The sequence below is a fragment of the Paenibacillus sp. V4I9 genome (genome assembly GCF_030817295.1).
Classification (GTDB): domain Bacteria; phylum Bacillota; class Bacilli; order Paenibacillales; family NBRC-103111; genus Paenibacillus_E.
Genome location: NZ_JAUSZE010000001.1, coordinates 319,531 through 335,475, shown reverse-complemented (window position 1 = coordinate 335,475; position 15,945 = coordinate 319,531). Strand labels below are relative to the sequence as shown.

13 protein-coding genes are annotated in these 15,945 nt (G+C 46.6%); 6 read left to right on the top strand and 7 right to left on the bottom strand.

Features of this window, described 5'->3' with window-relative positions:
- Positions 1–4 precede the first annotated feature (4 nt).
- The gene (locus tag QFZ81_RS01535; RefSeq protein ID WP_307434718.1) at positions 5–1,663 is read right to left on the bottom strand and encodes a response regulator; all 1,659 of its coding nucleotides are present in this window, start codon (positions 1,661–1,663) and stop codon (positions 5–7) included.
- 250 nt (positions 1,664–1,913) lie between these two features.
- Between QFZ81_RS01535 and QFZ81_RS01530 the strand changes: the two genes are divergently transcribed.
- The 4 genes from QFZ81_RS01530 to QFZ81_RS01515 all read left to right on the top strand — a co-directional run bounded on the left by QFZ81_RS01530 (position 1,914) and on the right by QFZ81_RS01515 (position 5,939).
- Complete coding sequence (locus tag QFZ81_RS01530; RefSeq protein WP_307434721.1) at positions 1,914–2,870, top strand: AAA family ATPase; 957 nt, start codon at positions 1,914–1,916, stop codon at positions 2,868–2,870.
- A 3-nt stretch (positions 2,871–2,873) separates the two neighbouring features.
- Positions 2,874–4,025: a DUF58 domain-containing protein gene (locus QFZ81_RS01525; RefSeq protein ID WP_307434724.1), complete on the top strand. Its 1,152-nt coding sequence runs from the start codon at positions 2,874–2,876 to the stop codon at positions 4,023–4,025.
- Positions 3,988–5,367 (top strand): DUF4129 domain-containing protein, encoded by a 1,380-nt coding sequence (locus tag QFZ81_RS01520; protein WP_307434727.1) that lies wholly within the window; start codon positions 3,988–3,990, stop codon positions 5,365–5,367. The genes QFZ81_RS01525 and QFZ81_RS01520 overlap by 38 nt, the downstream gene beginning before the upstream one ends.
- Before the next feature lie 401 nt (positions 5,368–5,768).
- A complete protein-coding gene (locus QFZ81_RS01515) occupies positions 5,769–5,939 on the top strand; it encodes a hypothetical protein (protein WP_156389969.1) in 171 nt (56 codons plus the stop codon).
- 101 nt (positions 5,940–6,040) lie between these two features.
- Here the strand turns inward: QFZ81_RS01515 and QFZ81_RS01510 are convergent, their stop codons facing one another.
- Positions 6,041–6,307 carry a zinc ribbon domain-containing protein gene (locus tag QFZ81_RS01510; protein ID WP_307434733.1) on the bottom strand — a complete coding sequence of 89 codons (267 nt, stop codon included), beginning with the start codon at positions 6,305–6,307 and terminating at the stop codon, positions 6,041–6,043.
- Positions 6,308–6,489: 182 nt separating this feature from the next.
- Between QFZ81_RS01510 and hprK the strand changes: the two genes are divergently transcribed.
- Complete coding sequence (hprK, locus tag QFZ81_RS01505; RefSeq protein ID WP_307434736.1) at positions 6,490–7,404, top strand: HPr(Ser) kinase/phosphatase; 915 nt, start codon at positions 6,490–6,492, stop codon at positions 7,402–7,404.
- A gap of 35 nt (positions 7,405–7,439) precedes the next feature.
- Here the strand turns inward: hprK and QFZ81_RS01500 are convergent, their stop codons facing one another.
- Positions 7,440–7,919, bottom strand: coding sequence for a hypothetical protein (locus QFZ81_RS01500; protein WP_307434740.1), 480 nt, complete (start codon positions 7,917–7,919; stop codon positions 7,440–7,442).
- 220 nt (positions 7,920–8,139) lie between these two features.
- Between QFZ81_RS01500 and QFZ81_RS01495 the strand changes: the two genes are divergently transcribed.
- Positions 8,140–9,150: a hypothetical protein gene (locus tag QFZ81_RS01495; RefSeq protein WP_307434743.1), complete on the top strand. Its 1,011-nt coding sequence runs from the start codon at positions 8,140–8,142 to the stop codon at positions 9,148–9,150.
- Positions 9,151–9,306: 156 nt separating this feature from the next.
- On the opposite strand, the gene QFZ81_RS01490 is transcribed toward QFZ81_RS01495, so the two are convergent.
- From QFZ81_RS01490 to QFZ81_RS01475, 4 genes are all read right to left on the bottom strand, one after another.
- Positions 9,307–11,301: a transglycosylase domain-containing protein gene (locus QFZ81_RS01490; RefSeq protein ID WP_307434746.1), complete on the bottom strand. Its 1,995-nt coding sequence runs from the start codon at positions 11,299–11,301 to the stop codon at positions 9,307–9,309.
- 153 nt (positions 11,302–11,454) lie between these two features.
- Entirely contained in the window at positions 11,455–12,333 is an 879-nt protein-coding gene (locus QFZ81_RS01485; protein ID WP_307601181.1) for an aldo/keto reductase, read from the bottom strand.
- Between the two features lie 150 nt (positions 12,334–12,483).
- Positions 12,484–14,142, bottom strand: a complete 1,659-nt coding sequence (locus QFZ81_RS01480) for a thiamine pyrophosphate-binding protein (RefSeq protein WP_307601179.1) — start codon at positions 14,140–14,142, stop codon at positions 12,484–12,486.
- 5 nt (positions 14,143–14,147) lie between these two features.
- Positions 14,148–15,941 (bottom strand): GAF domain-containing sensor histidine kinase, encoded by a 1,794-nt coding sequence (locus QFZ81_RS01475; RefSeq protein WP_307434755.1) that lies wholly within the window; start codon positions 15,939–15,941, stop codon positions 14,148–14,150.
- Positions 15,942–15,945 lie beyond the last annotated feature (4 nt).

Here is a 15,945-nt window from a genome sequence, read left to right as displayed (position 1 = left end):
AACCCTAAAGCCCTTTGGAACTGTTATTTCGGTACTCTTTTGGGGAAACCCCGACATTTTTACGGAACGAAAAGCTGAAATAATTGGCATCGGCATAGCCAACCTTCTCCGCGATCTCCAGAGCCTTCATATCCGTTGAACGCAAGAGCTCTTTGGCCTCTTCCATACGAATATGGTTCAAATAGTTCACGAAGGTCATTTTCGTCTCTTTCTTGAAAATACTGCTGAAATACCCCGCGCTAATATGCAGGTGGCCGCACACTTTATTAATCGTGATATCACCTTCGTGATAGTGGCTCTTCGTATAATCCTTGGCCATTTCGACCAGATTTTTGTACGTATATTGACGATCCGTCGCGATATGATTCATCATGCTGGCACATAATTCGGCAAGCCAATGCTTGGCTTCTTCCAAGGATGTGAATTTATTTATCTCTGTAAAAGGAATAAAATGATCGCCAAATACCTCATCGACGTTAAGGTTCGAGTCCTTGGCCGCTTTCAGGATACAAGTCAATATTTCGAGTAAATAAATTTGGTAGTCCTTAACGGAAACACCGCCCTCTAACCCTTGAAAAAGCTCGTCCATCGTCTCCCGAATCTCCTGGCTCGTCCCGACCTTAATGCAGCGCGTCAAGGCATGCTCCTTCACATCATCAAAACGAATCTTCTCCACGTTCCGCTTCTCCACATCATCAATGTAGATCATGCGATTGTTGCCTAAGATAAGCCGGTAATCCAGCGCCAACACGGCATCTTCATACGAATAGCTAATCTTGGTTACATCTTTCATAACGGTTCCAATCCCAACTGTCAGCGTAAACTTCAAATATTTTTCTACGTTCTGCCGTACTTCTTCCAGCACCTTCATCGTTTCTTGAAGCGCAGCTCCTCTGTCTGTGCTCTCCCTCGCAGCTAGTACAACCACTTGATCGTTATGCATAAAAACAAGGCCAAGACGCCGTTTATCGGCAATCTCCTCGGTAATATTGAGCAGGGCAAAATATTTCAGCGCCTGATCCTCGGAATATTTCAAAGAAACGGACTTCGCCAACTCACTGCGATTCTCCAAATCCTCTTCATGAATGAGCACCCCATCGATGCTCAGGACTGCTACAACATAGCTATTCCCACTGAGCTCAATCCCATAGTTCGCGGCCTTCTCGTACACTTCATCGCGCGGGAGTTTCCGGTTCATCAGGGTCGCCAGGAAATTTTCCTTAAGCACAGGCATGCTCTTGCGGTAATGCTCCTTCAGCAGCTGGACATTTTCCCGATGGGACACTTCTTCCTGAATCTGCTCCTTCACCTTCAGCAAAGCATTGATCAGCTCTTGCGCGGAAAAAGGCTTCAGTACATATTCATCAATATGAAGCTTAATCGCCCTTTGGGCATATTCGAACTCATCATGCCCCGTAAGGATGATGAGCTTAATCGTTGGGAAGCGCTCACGGACCGCTTCTGCCAACTGAAGCCCATTCATGAACGGCATCTGAATATCCGTCACAACCACGTCCGGCTGCAGACGCTCAACCATTTCCAGCGCTTCCCTTCCATTCTCCGCCTTCTCTACAACTTCAAAGCCAATAGCTTCCCAATTTATCTCACGGACGACACCTTCCCGCACGTCCTCTTCGTCATCCACTAATAGCAGCTTGTACATGTCCGTCCTCCTAAAGCTGTTCGTATAAAAAGCTTACTTCGTAAGCGCTTCTCGTAAGCGTATTCTTAATAAACATCATTGTACTAACTGCCTATGGAATAAACAACTGGTTGATGCTCTCACTCAGGAAATAATGGTAAAAATCACCTTTCGTCTGTTAAAATTAAGTGAGATAAGACAATTGTCGTAAAACTGCTTACAAGACAGGAATTACAATAAAACTGCTCACACAAACAAGGAGGAGACCCCATTGGATTTCGCACAAATAGGACGAATCGCTTCACTTATTAAAGCAAACGTAGGTAAAGTCATTGTTGGCAAAGACGATACCGTCGAGCTTATGGTCATTGCCCTCATTGCTTCCGGGCATGTGCTGCTTGAGGATGTTCCCGGTACAGGGAAAACGCAGCTAGCCAAAGCGCTGGCCCGCTCCCTCGACGGCACTATGAAGCGCATCCAGTTCACACCCGACTTGCTTCCGTCAGATGTAAGCGGCATCAATTTCTTCAACCAGAAGCTGGGCGAATTCGAATTCCGCCCAGGGCCGTTATTCGCTCACATCGTGCTTGCCGATGAGATTAACCGCGCGACGCCGCGCACGCAGTCCAGCTTGCTGGAAAGCATGGAGGAACGCCAGGTGAGCATCGACGGTGAAACGCGCATGCTCGAAGCTCCGTTCCTCGTCATTGCCACGCAGAACCCTGTCGAGAATCAGGGGACATTTCCCCTCCCGGAAGCGCAGCTCGACCGCTTCCTGATGAAGCTCTCGCTGGGCTATCCGTCCGCAGCCGAACAGGTCCAGATCTTGAAGCGCTACCAGCAGCATGATCCACTAGATCAGCTGCTGCCGGTCGTAGGCCGTGCTGAGCTGCTCGAAGCTCAGCACTTGTTCAAGCAGGTGCGCGTCAGCGACGAGCTGCTGCAGTACATCGTGCAGCTCGCGGAGGCGACGCGCGCGCATGCGGATGCCGCGCTTGGCGTCAGCCCGCGCGGTGTTCGCGCCTTGATGAAGTCGGCGCAGGTCTACGCGGCGCTTCGCGGCCGCGACTACGTGCTGCCAGACGACATCAAAGCGCTGGTTAAGCCCGTCTGGGCGCATCGCATCCTGCTGCGCACGCGATCGCGCCAACAAGACCAGCAGGTGCATGCCCTGCTGGTCAGTATCCTTGCAGCTACCCCCGTTCCTACGGAAGTGAAGCTGGGGTAGCTAATGAGCATTAGCTGGATTCTCATCATCACTGTCGCTCTGTTCTTCCTCCAGCACCTGCTATTTGCCCGCTGGGGGTTTCGCGGGCTTCGCATTGAGCGAACCTTCAGTACGACACATTGCCATGCCGGGGACGACATTGTCATGATCGAAACGATCGTTAATCGCAAGCTAGCACCGATTCCTTGGCTTCGCTTGGAATCAACAATTCATGCGGGGCTCCACTTTGCGAAGATGAGCAATCTCGCAGTGAGCAGCGGAGCTCTTTTCCAGAATCATCGCAGTCTGTTTAGCCTTATGCCTTATACAAGAATAGTCCGACGCCACGGAGTACACTGTGCGAAACGAGGTTGGTATAAGCTCGAAACGGTGGCCGCTTCAATGGGAGATTTGGTTGGTGTGCAAGCTGCTTCTTCGATCCACCGTATGCAGTTGGAGCTCCTTGTTTACCCTCGCTTGGTAAGCAGAGATGACATCCCTCTCCTTTCCAGCCGATGGCAAGGGGATATAACCGTTAAACGCTGGATCATGCCAGATCCGTTCCTCGTTTCCGGCGCACGGGAATATCGCTTTGGTGATACGATGAACAGCATCCACTGGAAGGCGACAGCACGCAGCCAGCGACTTCAAGTATATAATCGAGATTTCACTGCTGACCCTAGGCTGCTCTTGGCCGTAAATACGCAAATAACGGAAACGATGTGGGATGCTGTGACCGATCCCGAACTCATTGAGAAAGCTCTCTCGTACGCAGCTACACTTGCTGAATATGCCGTGAGCCAAGGTATTCCTGTTGGTTTCGGCTACAACGGCTCTCTGCAGGGTCAGCCTGGAGTTCCTGTGTACCTCGCCCCCGAAGGTGGTTGGCCGCACTTGGAACATCTTTTCGAAACGATGGCTAAACTTGCCATCTCTTGCTCTCGCTCCTTCGATGACTTCCTCGATCATGGAATCGAGCAGGAAGGGACCGCGATGGACATCATCCTGCTGACATCCTTCGTGTCTAAGGGGATCGAAGAAAGTATTGTGCGGCTTGAATCGTTAGGACATTCTGTATTTATCATCCCCTTGCAACACGACCTTCTTGAGCTGAACGGAGAGGAGGTAGGTGATTCCGATGTTAACGCCCATTCAAACGCCTTCTCAACGAGCTAATCTTAATTTTCTTGTGAGAGAATTCTGCTTAACGATCTTGTACAGTTTACTCGAACTCATTATCTTCTTTCCGATTATAGTTCTAATCCAGGTCTATGTGTCTGAGACCTTACTCTGGATGACTTGCTTACAGTTTTTGCTCTGTTATGTGTTTGGCTGTTTCTTTGGACGTATAAAATGGCTAACTCGTACTCTCTACGAGTTAATGCTTTGTGCGGGAGCAAGTTTAACGATTGCTTACCTCCTACAAGGCAACAACTGGCATGGCTGGACCTGCGCAGCCATCGGGTTAATACTTGCATATCGCGGAATTCGCTGCACCAAGGATGGATGGCTCTCGCTCTTCCCTGCGAGCATATTTGTTACCGCAGGTTTGGTTTATTTCGTAGGTGTCCCCATTATGGGACGGTTGGCTCTTTTCCATCCGTATATAGGTTGGATGAATGGATTCGGGTTCTGTTCGTTGGTCATTTTTTTCTTAGCAACGAATCGCGCTCAGCTCCTTAGCGCCACGTTAGCAGGCAATGAACGTGCTGCAGCATCGTCACTATCTGAGTCAGTGAAGCGCTCAAGCCGCATTTGGTTAATTACATTAATTGCTTGTATAGCAGCTGTTGCCTACTTTCAGCAATTGCAAAAAGGAATAGGCACTCTTTTTCGTGCTTCGATCGCTTGGCTGCTGCGTCTTTTTCAGTCCGAGCCATCATCTGATAAGCTGCCCGAACCAAGCCCTGCAGCACAACCACAGCCGTTTCCGCCTCCTGCTCTCAGAGGGGAACCAAGCTGGTTTGACATGCTGCTTCACTATGCCCAGGTTATTTTCGGCTATCTCATAGTTATCGCTCTTATCCTTTGCGCCATCTATATCATCATTGCCAAGCTAACACCAGCTCTGGTCTCGCTTATCCGGCGCTTGATGAACCGTTCATTTAGCAGCAAAAAAGGCGAGGGAACCGAAGGATTCACAGATGAAAAAGAGAATCTTCTAGCGTGGAAAGAACTACCGCGTATGTGGTGGCAGCAAACGATGAAGAGTTGGTCAAGGGGGAAGGCCAATGAGCCAAAATGGTCACATTTGTCGAACAATCAGGAACGCATCCGTTTCCTTTATCGTGTTTTGATCCAGCAAGCAACTGAGGCGGGGTATACTTATAATAAAGCCCATACCCCAAATGAAACAGAACAGGAGTTGTCAAACCAATATCAGCTATCCAACCAAGCCGTTCATGCCATCACATCAGCTTATAACCAAGCACGATATAGAGATGACGTTGTATCTGATTTAGAGCTTGATCAAGTACTGCAAACTCTTGACCCTCTCATTCGCAATCAATTGAAATGAACACCTTATTCCCAAGCTGTAAGCATGTTTTTCATCACTAAGGTGATGAATCACAGCAATCCCATTACAATAACGATGAAAAACATCGTCTCAAATTAACAAGCTCACGCCGTTTCGCCATCACGTATTTTCCTATCAACGCCTCGGCCCCGCTAGCACAAATAAAGGGCCAGCTTACTCACCCAATTCCGATTCACCTATGCAAAACCATAAAGAAGCTGCGCAGCAAACAACTGCACAGCCTCTACCTTTTATACTTATGCACCGCTTATGACTATTTATCCGACTGTTTAAATCCCACTCCGTATCCCAGCATTCACATTCAAAAAAATCAGTCACATTTTTGCACACGGCTGCATATACATAATTGTTTGAATACATTCGACTGAGGTGGTTTTGAGATGTTAGCATTAAAAACCGGTTGTGAAAAAGAAGAAGTCGTTCACACATTATGTGAAATGGGATTGGATCAAATCGCAAAATGGATCATGGTATTACCTGAAGACAGGTGGGAAAGCATGTTTCTCTCAACATGGCCAACACTTGCTAAAAAATGCGGCTTCAATAGATAAGCTGCTTTTCTTTTACATAAACATACGAAAGACCATGTTGGCATTCGCTCTATGCAATCCTTGCATAGAGCCTTTTTTGTCATCATGGCTGTCAAACTCTATTATTTGTTTGGTGACCATCTTTTTAATTTATGAATATTTCGTGTAAAGAGGCCTGTAAGAAACCGCGGAAAACCAAACTCAACCAGCTTCTGCTTCACCCGATCCTTCATCTGATCAGCGGTTAAATCAGGCATTGTGAATTCACCGTTTTGGTAGCAATGACTGCAGTATACCTTGCTCTTCACGCCAGACTTCTCTGTTCCTCCGCCTTGCTCATCACGAGCGAGCGGCATGCCGCAGCTTTGACAGTTTTTATTGGTGTCCATGTTTTTTACTCCTCCTAAAAGCTTCTCCTATTATCATACCAACAAAGCATTCAATTGCAATGAGAAGCTGACTATTATCTATTCAAGCGCTTTCAGAGCAGGATAGCAGCTACCCGCAAGCGAATCTACTAGAGATAGATTGTCAATTTCATTAGAATAGTAAAACTTTAAGGAGGACTGTTGTGAAGCCCGTCACAGTGAAAGATTTGGTTGAGCGTTTCTCGCTCGAAGTACTTGCCGGACATTCGGAACTGCACCGCCCGATTACCAAAACAAAGGCACATCGCCCTGGACTTGAATTTGTCGGCTATTTTGAATATTTTCCGCAAGCGCATGTTCAGTTGTTAGGCAGGAAAGAAATTACCTATTTACACAGTCTCAGCGAGAACGAAAGAAATCTTCATATCGGTAATATTGTCAAATATCATCCGCCTTGTTTCGTCGTGACGAGAGACCAAGAAGGCTTGAAATATTTAACCAAATATTGTGAAGAGGAGAAAATCCCACTCCTTCGTACGGCTGCCCATACGAGTAAATTTCAAGACTTAGTTGATTTATACTTAAGTAAATCGCTCGCTCAGGAGATTGCCGTTCACGGTGTTTGCGTCAATGTCTCGGGGATTGGTATTCTGCTTCGAGGCAAGTCTGGGGTTGGCAAGAGTGAAACCGCCCACACCTTAATTCACAGAGGGCATCGCCTCGTTGCCGATGATGTCGTCGTACTGAAGAAAATTAGCCCCGAGACCCTGCTCGGTACCCACAATGGGAAAACGAAGGAATTCCTGGCGCTTCGCAGCATTGGACTGATTAACGTCTCGCGGCTTTATGGCCGCAAAGCTTTCCAAGACGAAACGCGGATCGTGCTAGACATTGAGCTTACGAAGTGGCAGGAGCATGCGCTCAACAACGATTTGGAGCTGGAACCCTGTTTCACCGAGTATATGGATATTAAAATTCCACATATTGAAATCCAACTACAGCCAGGACGTGATGTTGCCGGACTCGTTGAAGCCGCGGCCAACAACTGGTATTTGCGTCAGCAGGGGTACCGTGCTGCCGAGGAATTCATGCAGCGTCTGCAAAATGACACCGATTAAAAGAAGCCGCCCCATCCTAGGATGAGGCGGCTTACTTATTTAGCTTTTTCTCTTTTCGTCAACCAAGTCGGGGAAGTGATCCTGACTGTAATATCATCGCTTTCACCGTGATTCATATTTTTCCAGGCTCGCTCTTGCCACAGCTCATACGGATACAGAATAAACGAAAGTCCCAACATGATGAGAAATATGTGATAGTGCTTCACACTGACAAGATCCGCTATGCCAAGCTTTTCCTCAATCCGATGAAACACAAAGGCATAAAAGGCATCTAACAACACATTAGCAACAACATATAACCAAAACCGCCCAAATGTAAAGTGAAAGACCCACATCGTTCCGACAAGAAAAACCCCATAGGCAAAGGCTGTATTTGTCACATGGCCCCATGGAACGATGGTATCTTTTAATATCCACAACTTATATGTATAGCCAATCTCATACACGATCGTGACCAAAAGAGCTGAGAAAATACAGACAGGCATATACCTGTAAATACTTTTCTTCTTCATCAAAAATAAAGATAACCAGGGCAGCACAAATCCTGACCAAAGCAGCAATTTATTTAATATGTGACAACCTCCCCTGCGGTTTAGTTGATTTTACCATTTCCTTATTTTGTCCATCTTATGCATGGTTTAGGCTCGGTCAGCTCTGTTTTTGGCTTTTCGACGATACGGGGTACCGTCCCAAAACAACCTTTCGAATCGAAAGCTGTTAGTGGAGGTGCTTCTTATGCGCAAAAGATTAACAATCACGATACTATCTATTACCCTAGCCGTTTTGATGCTTTGTGGGTGGACGGCCTATGCGGCAACTTCACCTAATACATCGACTTCGACTTCCGTCCTGGGGACATTCAAAACCATCGCTTCGGATGCTGTCACTGTAAACACAAGTACTGGTGATCAAACCATTCCATTAGCCAAATCCGTATGGGTTTACCGTAATGATCAAAAGGCTCAACTGGCTGATTTAAAGCCTGGGGATCAGATCGAATTAATCGTCAATAGCAAGCAGCAGGCTGCCTATGTGAAGGCGACCTCAGCTGGTGCCGGGGTACCCGTGACTGAAGCCGCTCCAGCGACAACAGTAACCCCTGAGCCTACGTCGACACCAGCTGCGTCAGGATCAAGCCAACAACCTACAACAGTTGTGCCAAATGAACCTGTAACTAGCACGCAACCCCCTTCCCAGCAGAATAATGAGATTTATCCTAACTTGGAGGACATCGACCTGAAGGTGGATGGCAAGCATTTCAAACTGCACATTAAACAAACCAAGGGTGCGAATGGCATCTTATATGATCTGAATATTAAGCCTGAAAATAGCGGTACGATTCATCTCAAAGGGGATCAAGCCGCCGCATGGATCAAAATGCTGCTTGCTTCCGTCGACCTCAAATCTTCAAATGCTGAGCAGGCGTTAACACAGCTGCTTGCCGAGCATTATAACTTGGACGCAACTAAACTAAATATCCATATGAAAACGAAATGGGAGCAAGTACAAGCACCCAATACGCTAAAAGAGCAGGGTTCCCATGAAGTTGAAAACGCACAAAAAGATGAAGATGATGATGAAGATAAAAACAAAGATAAAGACAAAGACGACAAAGTTAAGTACAAAGAAAACGTTAAAAGCATCAGCAATAATAACAACAAAGAAAATAACAACGCTAAATCCAAAGCGCACGGTAACAATGAACATTCAGGAAAAGACGATGATCACAAAAAGAGTGACAAGTAGAACCGTTGCAGCCACAATGATGACTGACTCATAAAACTGAAGTCCGAGTTTTGTGCAAAATGATGCACTTTTTACAGGTTCTCACAACGTAGAAGGCCCGCCATCACAATAAAAGCCGCCGATATCCAATAAGGATGTCGACGGCTTTTTGCTGCTTTATCTTTTCTTCCCCTTGCCCTGTCCGTGCTCACGTTCTTTTTTGTCTTCCTTATCGTCCTTGTCTGACTCTTCAGATGAATTCGAATCCTTAGCAGTTTGAGCCTCTGCCCCCACAATCGGCATATCAAAAGGAACAATAGGCGTCTGAGCCAAGGCCCGACTCATCATCTCGCGAAATAAAACAGCAGGAACAGCACCGCCGGATGTCGTCAAGTAGTGCTCTTTATCCGTACGGTCATAACCGACCCACACAGCAGCCGTTAGCTCTGGTGTGTAACCAACGAACCACGCATCTTTAGCACTTCCGCTGCCTAAGCCTTCGAATTCCTTCGTTTGCGGCAGCTGCGTTGTGCCAGATTTACCAGCAACGGGGCGATTCATAGCAGCGTTCCTGCCTGTTCCCTGCGCAACAGCCACTTGCAGCATTGTAGTCATCGCATAAGCTGTTTCCGGCTGCATCACGGGAGCCCCCTTCGGGTTTGCCCCAACGAGCACATGACCACTGCTCGTCTCGATCTTCGTGATGGTATGCGCTTGATGCAGAACCCCCTTGGCGGCGAAGGCGCTGAATGCTTGCGCCATCAGTAGGGGTGACACCCCTTCTGAGAGTCCGCCAAGTGCGATGCCAAGCTGACGATCCTGAGCGGGTAAATTAATGCCCAGTGATTTAGCAAATTGGAGTCCACGATCAATCCCTATCTCGTGAAGCAGCCACACGGCTGGCACGTTCCAAGATGAAACAACAGCCTCTTGCATCGTCACCTGTCCTCTCGTTTGGTGATCCCAATCTTGTGGCTGGTAGCCTTCGATGTTTAATGGACCATCATATAAGAGGGAAGATGGTTTATAGCCTTTCTCCAACGCGGGTCCATAGACAACAATCGGCTTAAAAGATGACCCCGGCTGTCTCTTCAACTGCGTTGCACGACTGAACCCACGGAAGACGCCTTCTCCTCGTCCTCCAGCTAAGGCGCGAATCCCACCGGTTCGCTGATCTACGATTGCAGCGCCACTTTGAATGAGCTGATCTGGCTTGCTTTCCGGAAATAGACTTTCGTCTTTAAAAACATCCGCAACTGCATTCTGCACCGAGGGATCAAGCTCCGTCGTGATTCGCAAGCCACCCGTCAATAACTGTTCTTCTGTAAACCCATACTCATGAACAGCTTCATTAATGACCGCATCCACATAAGCCGGATAACGTCCCTTCAGCTCATTGCCTTTATCGGATTTAACGACACCTAACGGTGAAGCTTTGGCTTTCTCGTAGTCCTGCGCAGTGATCTTACCTTCATCACGCATCAGTACAAGCACAGTATTCCTTCGCTCGAGTGCCTGACCTTCATCCTTAAATGGTGAGTACCGGCTAGGAGCCTTAGGAAGAGCGGCAAGAACGGCTGCCTCAGACAAGGTTAGATCCTTCACATTTTTATTGAAATACGTTCTAGCCGCTCCCTGTACCCCCCAGCTCCCTTCCCCGAAATAAATGCTGTTTAAATACATCTCCAGAATTTCATTTTTACTGTAGGTTGTATCTATTTTAATCGCATAGGCGGCTTCTCTTAGCTTTCGGCCCAGTGTTTTGTCCGCATTGAGAAACAGATTACGAGCCAGCTGCTGTGTGATCGTACTGGCTCCCTCCGAATAGCTGCCTCGCAGCACATCACGAGCGACTGCACGGAAGATGGATCTCATATCAATACCCGTATGCTCATAGAATCTTCTATCTTCTACAGATACAACCGCATCTGTCAGTGCCTTCGGCAATTGTGAAAACTGAACAGGCTCAATTTTTGAAGCAGATAACTGCGAAGCCGGTTTACCGTTCTTATCCAGCACAAGTGTTGACTCCGGCAGCGGCTGGCTTAACTTTGATACATCAAGTCCACGAATGTAGGAATAACAAGCCACGAATACAATCACACAACCCATCAGTACAATAACACTGCAAATTTGCCAAAACCTTTTTTTCTTCCAAAATGCTTTAAACATCTTACCTTCCTCCTTACGTACGCTTATATATATTCGCAGGATTCCTGCAGTTAGCGACGCATGAGGAAAAGGAACTCTTACCAATTTAAACGACGTATAAAGCCCCCCAGTACATAAACAACTGAAGGGCCCATTATTTAGAAAATATAATTTTTAAGCGATTGAGGTCGGCGCTCCGAAAATACTGGTGTAACCGCTGATGCTGCCTAGGATACGCTCCGCTTCCTCATCGTTCATGGAACCATATCGTTCCACGGCATCGACGATTTTAGGAAACAAATGAATGTCTCCTGCACTTGCGAATCCGCAAACACCAGGGAACGATAACACAAAATGCACACAAGCATCTATAATCTGCTGCTGGTCAAAAGGTTCATACCATGTCGCATAAGGGCGCTTCTCCTCTTCTCCCCATGGAGCCTTAGCAATCGCTTTGATGACCCTGATAGCTGCATTTTGCTTATTGGCTTCTTCCATGAGTGCATCGAAAGCTTCCCGATACTTCTGCAAACTATACATATAATAATTGAGCGGCAGGAGCACGGTTGCGAAAGGAAATCGATGTAACGCTTCCAAATGTACACTCGGAGCATCATGCCCATGTCCAGTTATGCCAATCTCCTTAATAATTCCTTCAGCTTGCGCTTCCAAGGCTGCCTCCAAAGCACCGCCCTTTTCTGTGCAGCGGTCTAACTCCTCGATAGAGCCTACCGCGTGCAGTTGAAGTAAGTCTACCGAATCAACCCGCATCCGTTCCAGAGAGCGATAAATTTCTTCTTTCGCTTCCTTCTTCGTTCTTTGCCCTGTTTTCGTAGCTAGAAAAATATCCTTGCGAATTTGACTGATCATAGGACCCATGCGTACTTCGGCATCCCCATAACTGGCTGCGGTATCAAAATGGTTAACCCCATGCTGCAAGGCAAAAGAGATGGATGCATCCGCTTCCTCTTGCGTCACATTGCCGAGACTTGCTGCACCAAACATAACGACTGAGCTTTCGTAATTCAAACGACCTATTGCTCGTTTCAACATGAATGAAGTGCTCCTTCCTTATTGTTCTTACTCTTCCTCACCATATCATTTACTGGGCCAAGAATACAGTTCTTCGCTTAACTAGATACAAAAAAAGCTTTTGGATACAAACATCCAAAAACTTTTTACTCCTACATCAATGTATGCCAATTAATACGTTGCCCCTTGCAAGAACTTAACTCGTTCACCCATTGGAGGAATTTCGTTGCCTTCCACAATGACTTCAACAACCACAGGACCCCCATGAGAAAGCCACTCATGCACATTTTCTTTCTGTAGTTGATCCAGAGATCTAACCTCGGCATGACGCAAGCCAAGCGATTGGGCAACACCTGCAATACTAACCCGCTCTTGTGAGAAGTCTTCCAGGCACCTTTTGTACTGCAGCATGTGACCATGATAAACCATCCCGAGACGGGCATTGTTAATGACGACAAATAGGATCGGAAGATTGTATTCCTTAGCGGTTAGCACTTCGAGACCATGCATGAAGAAACAGCCATCGCCTGTAATACAGATTGTTGGTCGAGTCGGTTCCGCTAATTGTGCTCCTAATGAACCTCCGATTCCAGAGCCCATGCCTCCGAAATTGATATCAATATCGAACTCTTGTCCGCTCTCGATCAATAAGTTTTGGATCGAATAGGTCATGAATTCACCGATATCTAGGAAGAATCGAGCATTCTTCGGTGCTGTTGCACTGAGACGACGGATCGCCGACAACGTATTCCATTTCTCTTCGCCTTGTTCGGAAGCTGCCGCTGCTTCGCTTAGCCCTTGGAATGCCTCGCTTGCATATGATTGATCTTGTCCATCAGCCGAAAGCTGATCTAATAATTCCGCAATGACAAGCTTTATTTCACCATGTACAGGATACTGGGTTTCAAAGCACTTTCCTAGCTCACTTTGATCGTAATCGATATGAATGAGCTCTCTACCCGCAACCAATCGCGGTTCCCAGTTGCTTGTTGCTAGCTCGCCTAAGCTTGAACCGATGATCAGCAGTACCTCATGATCATTACCGTTTAAGTATTCACTCGCTTTGATATTTGCTGATAAGCCATATATCCCTAAGGAAAGCGGGTGATTTTCGGGAAAGGCCCCTTTGCCGCGAGGCGTCGTTGCCACTTTCCACTCAAGTGTTTCAGCCAACTGTACGATACTTTCAGAGGATGATTTAGCGCCATTACCCAGCAGAATCGCTCCACGTAGACCAGCTGCTTTGATCCGGTTAGCCGCCGCCTGAGCTGCTGCCAAATCCATCGTTGGCGGCTGTTCTGGAGGTAACACAGGAAGCTCTCTTACGCCAATGTCCGTCATTTGAATATCAATGGGAATCGCCAAATGCACAGGACCTGGCACGCCGCTTATCGCTTTGTGATAGGCCTCTGCCAGAATCTCTGGCAGTTGATTAGGGTCTAGAACCGTTCGGCTCATCTTCGTAATCGATGCAAAGATCGGCTCAGCATACAGCTCTTGCGCGCCCCCCTTGCCCATTTTACCAGATGGCACCGAGCCTGTGATGAATATAACAGGAAGCTTCTGCTTCCAAGCATTCGCAGCCGGAGTCACGAGGTTCGTCGCTCCAGGTCCGCTAGATGCCACGCAAATCGATGGAAGTCCGGTAATTCTCGTATAAGCACCTGCCATGTAGCCGGAGCTGTTTTCATGCTTAGCTACAATCGGCTTAAGCTCAGGAATGTCCAAAAGGGCGTCATAGATCGCATTGATTGAGCCTGCTGGAATACCGAACACATATCGCACACCTTGCTGCACTAAAAATCTCAATCCTACTTCAATCGCCCGCATATTGGTTACTCCTCTCCTTTAGGTAAAGTAAATTTGAATACCGAACCTTGACCTTCCGTGCTCTCAAACCAAATCCGACCGCCATGCAGTTCGATAAGCTGTTTTGAAATCGCAAGACCTAAGCCTGTCCCATTAATTTGATTATTGGCTTGATAAAATTTCGTGAAAATGTTTTTCTGCTTCTCGTAAGGGATACCGATACCGCTATCATGTACTTCAACCGTAAGTACCGTTTCTTCGAAAATCGTTTTAATGGTAATCACACCCATAGGAGGTGTAAATTTAATCGCATTGGAAAGTAAGTTCAGTAGAATCTGAAGAATGCGTTGTTTATCGACGCTTACAATCGTATCCGTTTCTGCATCTGATTCAACAACCAGAATCAGTTTCTTCTTATTAATCAGTGACTGTACGATAGTAACAGATTCCTTGATGATTTCTTTGAAATCAGCTTCGGTATACACCAATTCAAATTTACCATTTTCCATTTTAGCGAAATCCAGCAATTCATTCACTTGATCCAGTAAACGCTCGATCGACTTGGATGCAATATCCAGTAAATCCTTCTGCGAATCGTTGAGACCACCGAGAATTCCTTTGCTAAGGATATCTACAGATCCTTTAACCGCTGTAATCGGCGTACGCAGCTCATGCGAAAGTGTCGCGATGAAATCACTTTTCAACTCATTTAGATGCTCTAGCTCTCGTACTAGACCCTCAAGCTTGAAGTTAGCATGCTGCAGCTCTATGGAACGTTCATTGACAGAGTGATCCAATGTTTCCGTATGCTGGGCATTCGATAGCGCGGTAGCTGTAGCATCAGAAATCGATTGGCAGAATTCCAATATGCTCGCTTCATACTTCCTAGGCTTCCCAATAGATGGAATCGCAACGACACCGTAAACGGATCCTTTGGCCACGAGCGGGAATACCATTATGCTCCGGATATCAAAAGAGACGAACGCTTTATGATTAGGCCGCGGATCCGCATACACATCCTCGATTGCCGCTGATTTCTTCTGAGTAATGACTTCATACAAAAGGCGGTCATTTTCAATGGTTAACTTGACTTCTCTATGCTTAACCTTCCATTCGTCAACCGTTACATTCACAGAAGACAATTGATAGGGCTCAATGGTATGCTCTTTTTCATTATATAGATGAATACCGATATCCTTAGACCCACTGGCTTTGCGCATGTAGTGGAAAAAAGTGTTCAGAACATCTTTGACCGACAATGACTCCGATAAAGCTTTCGTAGCGTCAAGAAGAAGCTGCTGCTTCTCCATCAGAAGCTGCCGTTGTTCGAACATACGGATATTGCGAATCGCCACACTTGCCATGTTAACAAAAGCTTCTGTAACTTCCATCTGCTCCTGGGTAATATTCATCGGTTTTCCGAAATCGTGGACGAAGACAAGACCAAACACGTCATTTTCTACAATGACGGGAATCCCGAGAATAGATTTAATTTTTAATAGTTGTCTCTTGGATTGATCCAATCTCAGATCAATACTCGTATCCGAGATATAATCGCTAGCTTGGTTGCGTAAAATATCCCTAACAAACTCATCTTCTCTGGGATCTATGAGCAGCTCCGTTATATCCACAGGCAATTTATTGCCTTTATATCCTTGAAAAGTACCATCCGGCTGTTTCAAGAAAAAACCAACAAGATCCGCTTGAGTAATCTCTCCTGCGATCGCGTCAACGAAGACTTGCAGGATTTCAGACATTTCAAACTGAGAATTAATGACCTTCGTCATTTGAAATAACTTTTGAAAACTTTTCAATTCCATGACC

Coding starts and splice junctions, on each gene's coding strand:
- QFZ81_RS01535 (WP_307434718.1), bottom strand. CDS start 1,663: ATGTACAAGCTGCTATTAGTGGATGACGAAGAGGACGTGCGGGAAGGT.
- QFZ81_RS01525 (WP_307434724.1), top strand. CDS start 2,874: ATGAGCATTAGCTGGATTCTCATCATCACTGTCGCTCTGTTCTTCCTC.
- QFZ81_RS01520 (WP_307434727.1), top strand. CDS start 3,988: ATGTTAACGCCCATTCAAACGCCTTCTCAACGAGCTAATCTTAATTTT.
- QFZ81_RS01515 (WP_156389969.1), top strand. CDS start 5,769: ATGTTAGCATTAAAAACCGGTTGTGAAAAAGAAGAAGTCGTTCACACA.
- QFZ81_RS01510 (WP_307434733.1), bottom strand. CDS start 6,307: ATGGACACCAATAAAAACTGTCAAAGCTGCGGCATGCCGCTCGCTCGT.
- QFZ81_RS01495 (WP_307434743.1), top strand. CDS start 8,140: ATGCGCAAAAGATTAACAATCACGATACTATCTATTACCCTAGCCGTT.
- QFZ81_RS01490 (WP_307434746.1), bottom strand. CDS start 11,301: ATGTTTAAAGCATTTTGGAAGAAAAAAAGGTTTTGGCAAATTTGCAGT.
- QFZ81_RS01485 (WP_307601181.1), bottom strand. CDS start 12,333: ATGTTGAAACGAGCAATAGGTCGTTTGAATTACGAAAGCTCAGTCGTT.
- QFZ81_RS01480 (WP_307601179.1), bottom strand. CDS start 14,142: ATGCGGGCGATTGAAGTAGGATTGAGATTTTTAGTGCAGCAAGGTGTG.
- QFZ81_RS01475 (WP_307434755.1), bottom strand. CDS start 15,941: ATGGAATTGAAAAGTTTTCAAAAGTTATTTCAAATGACGAAGGTCATT.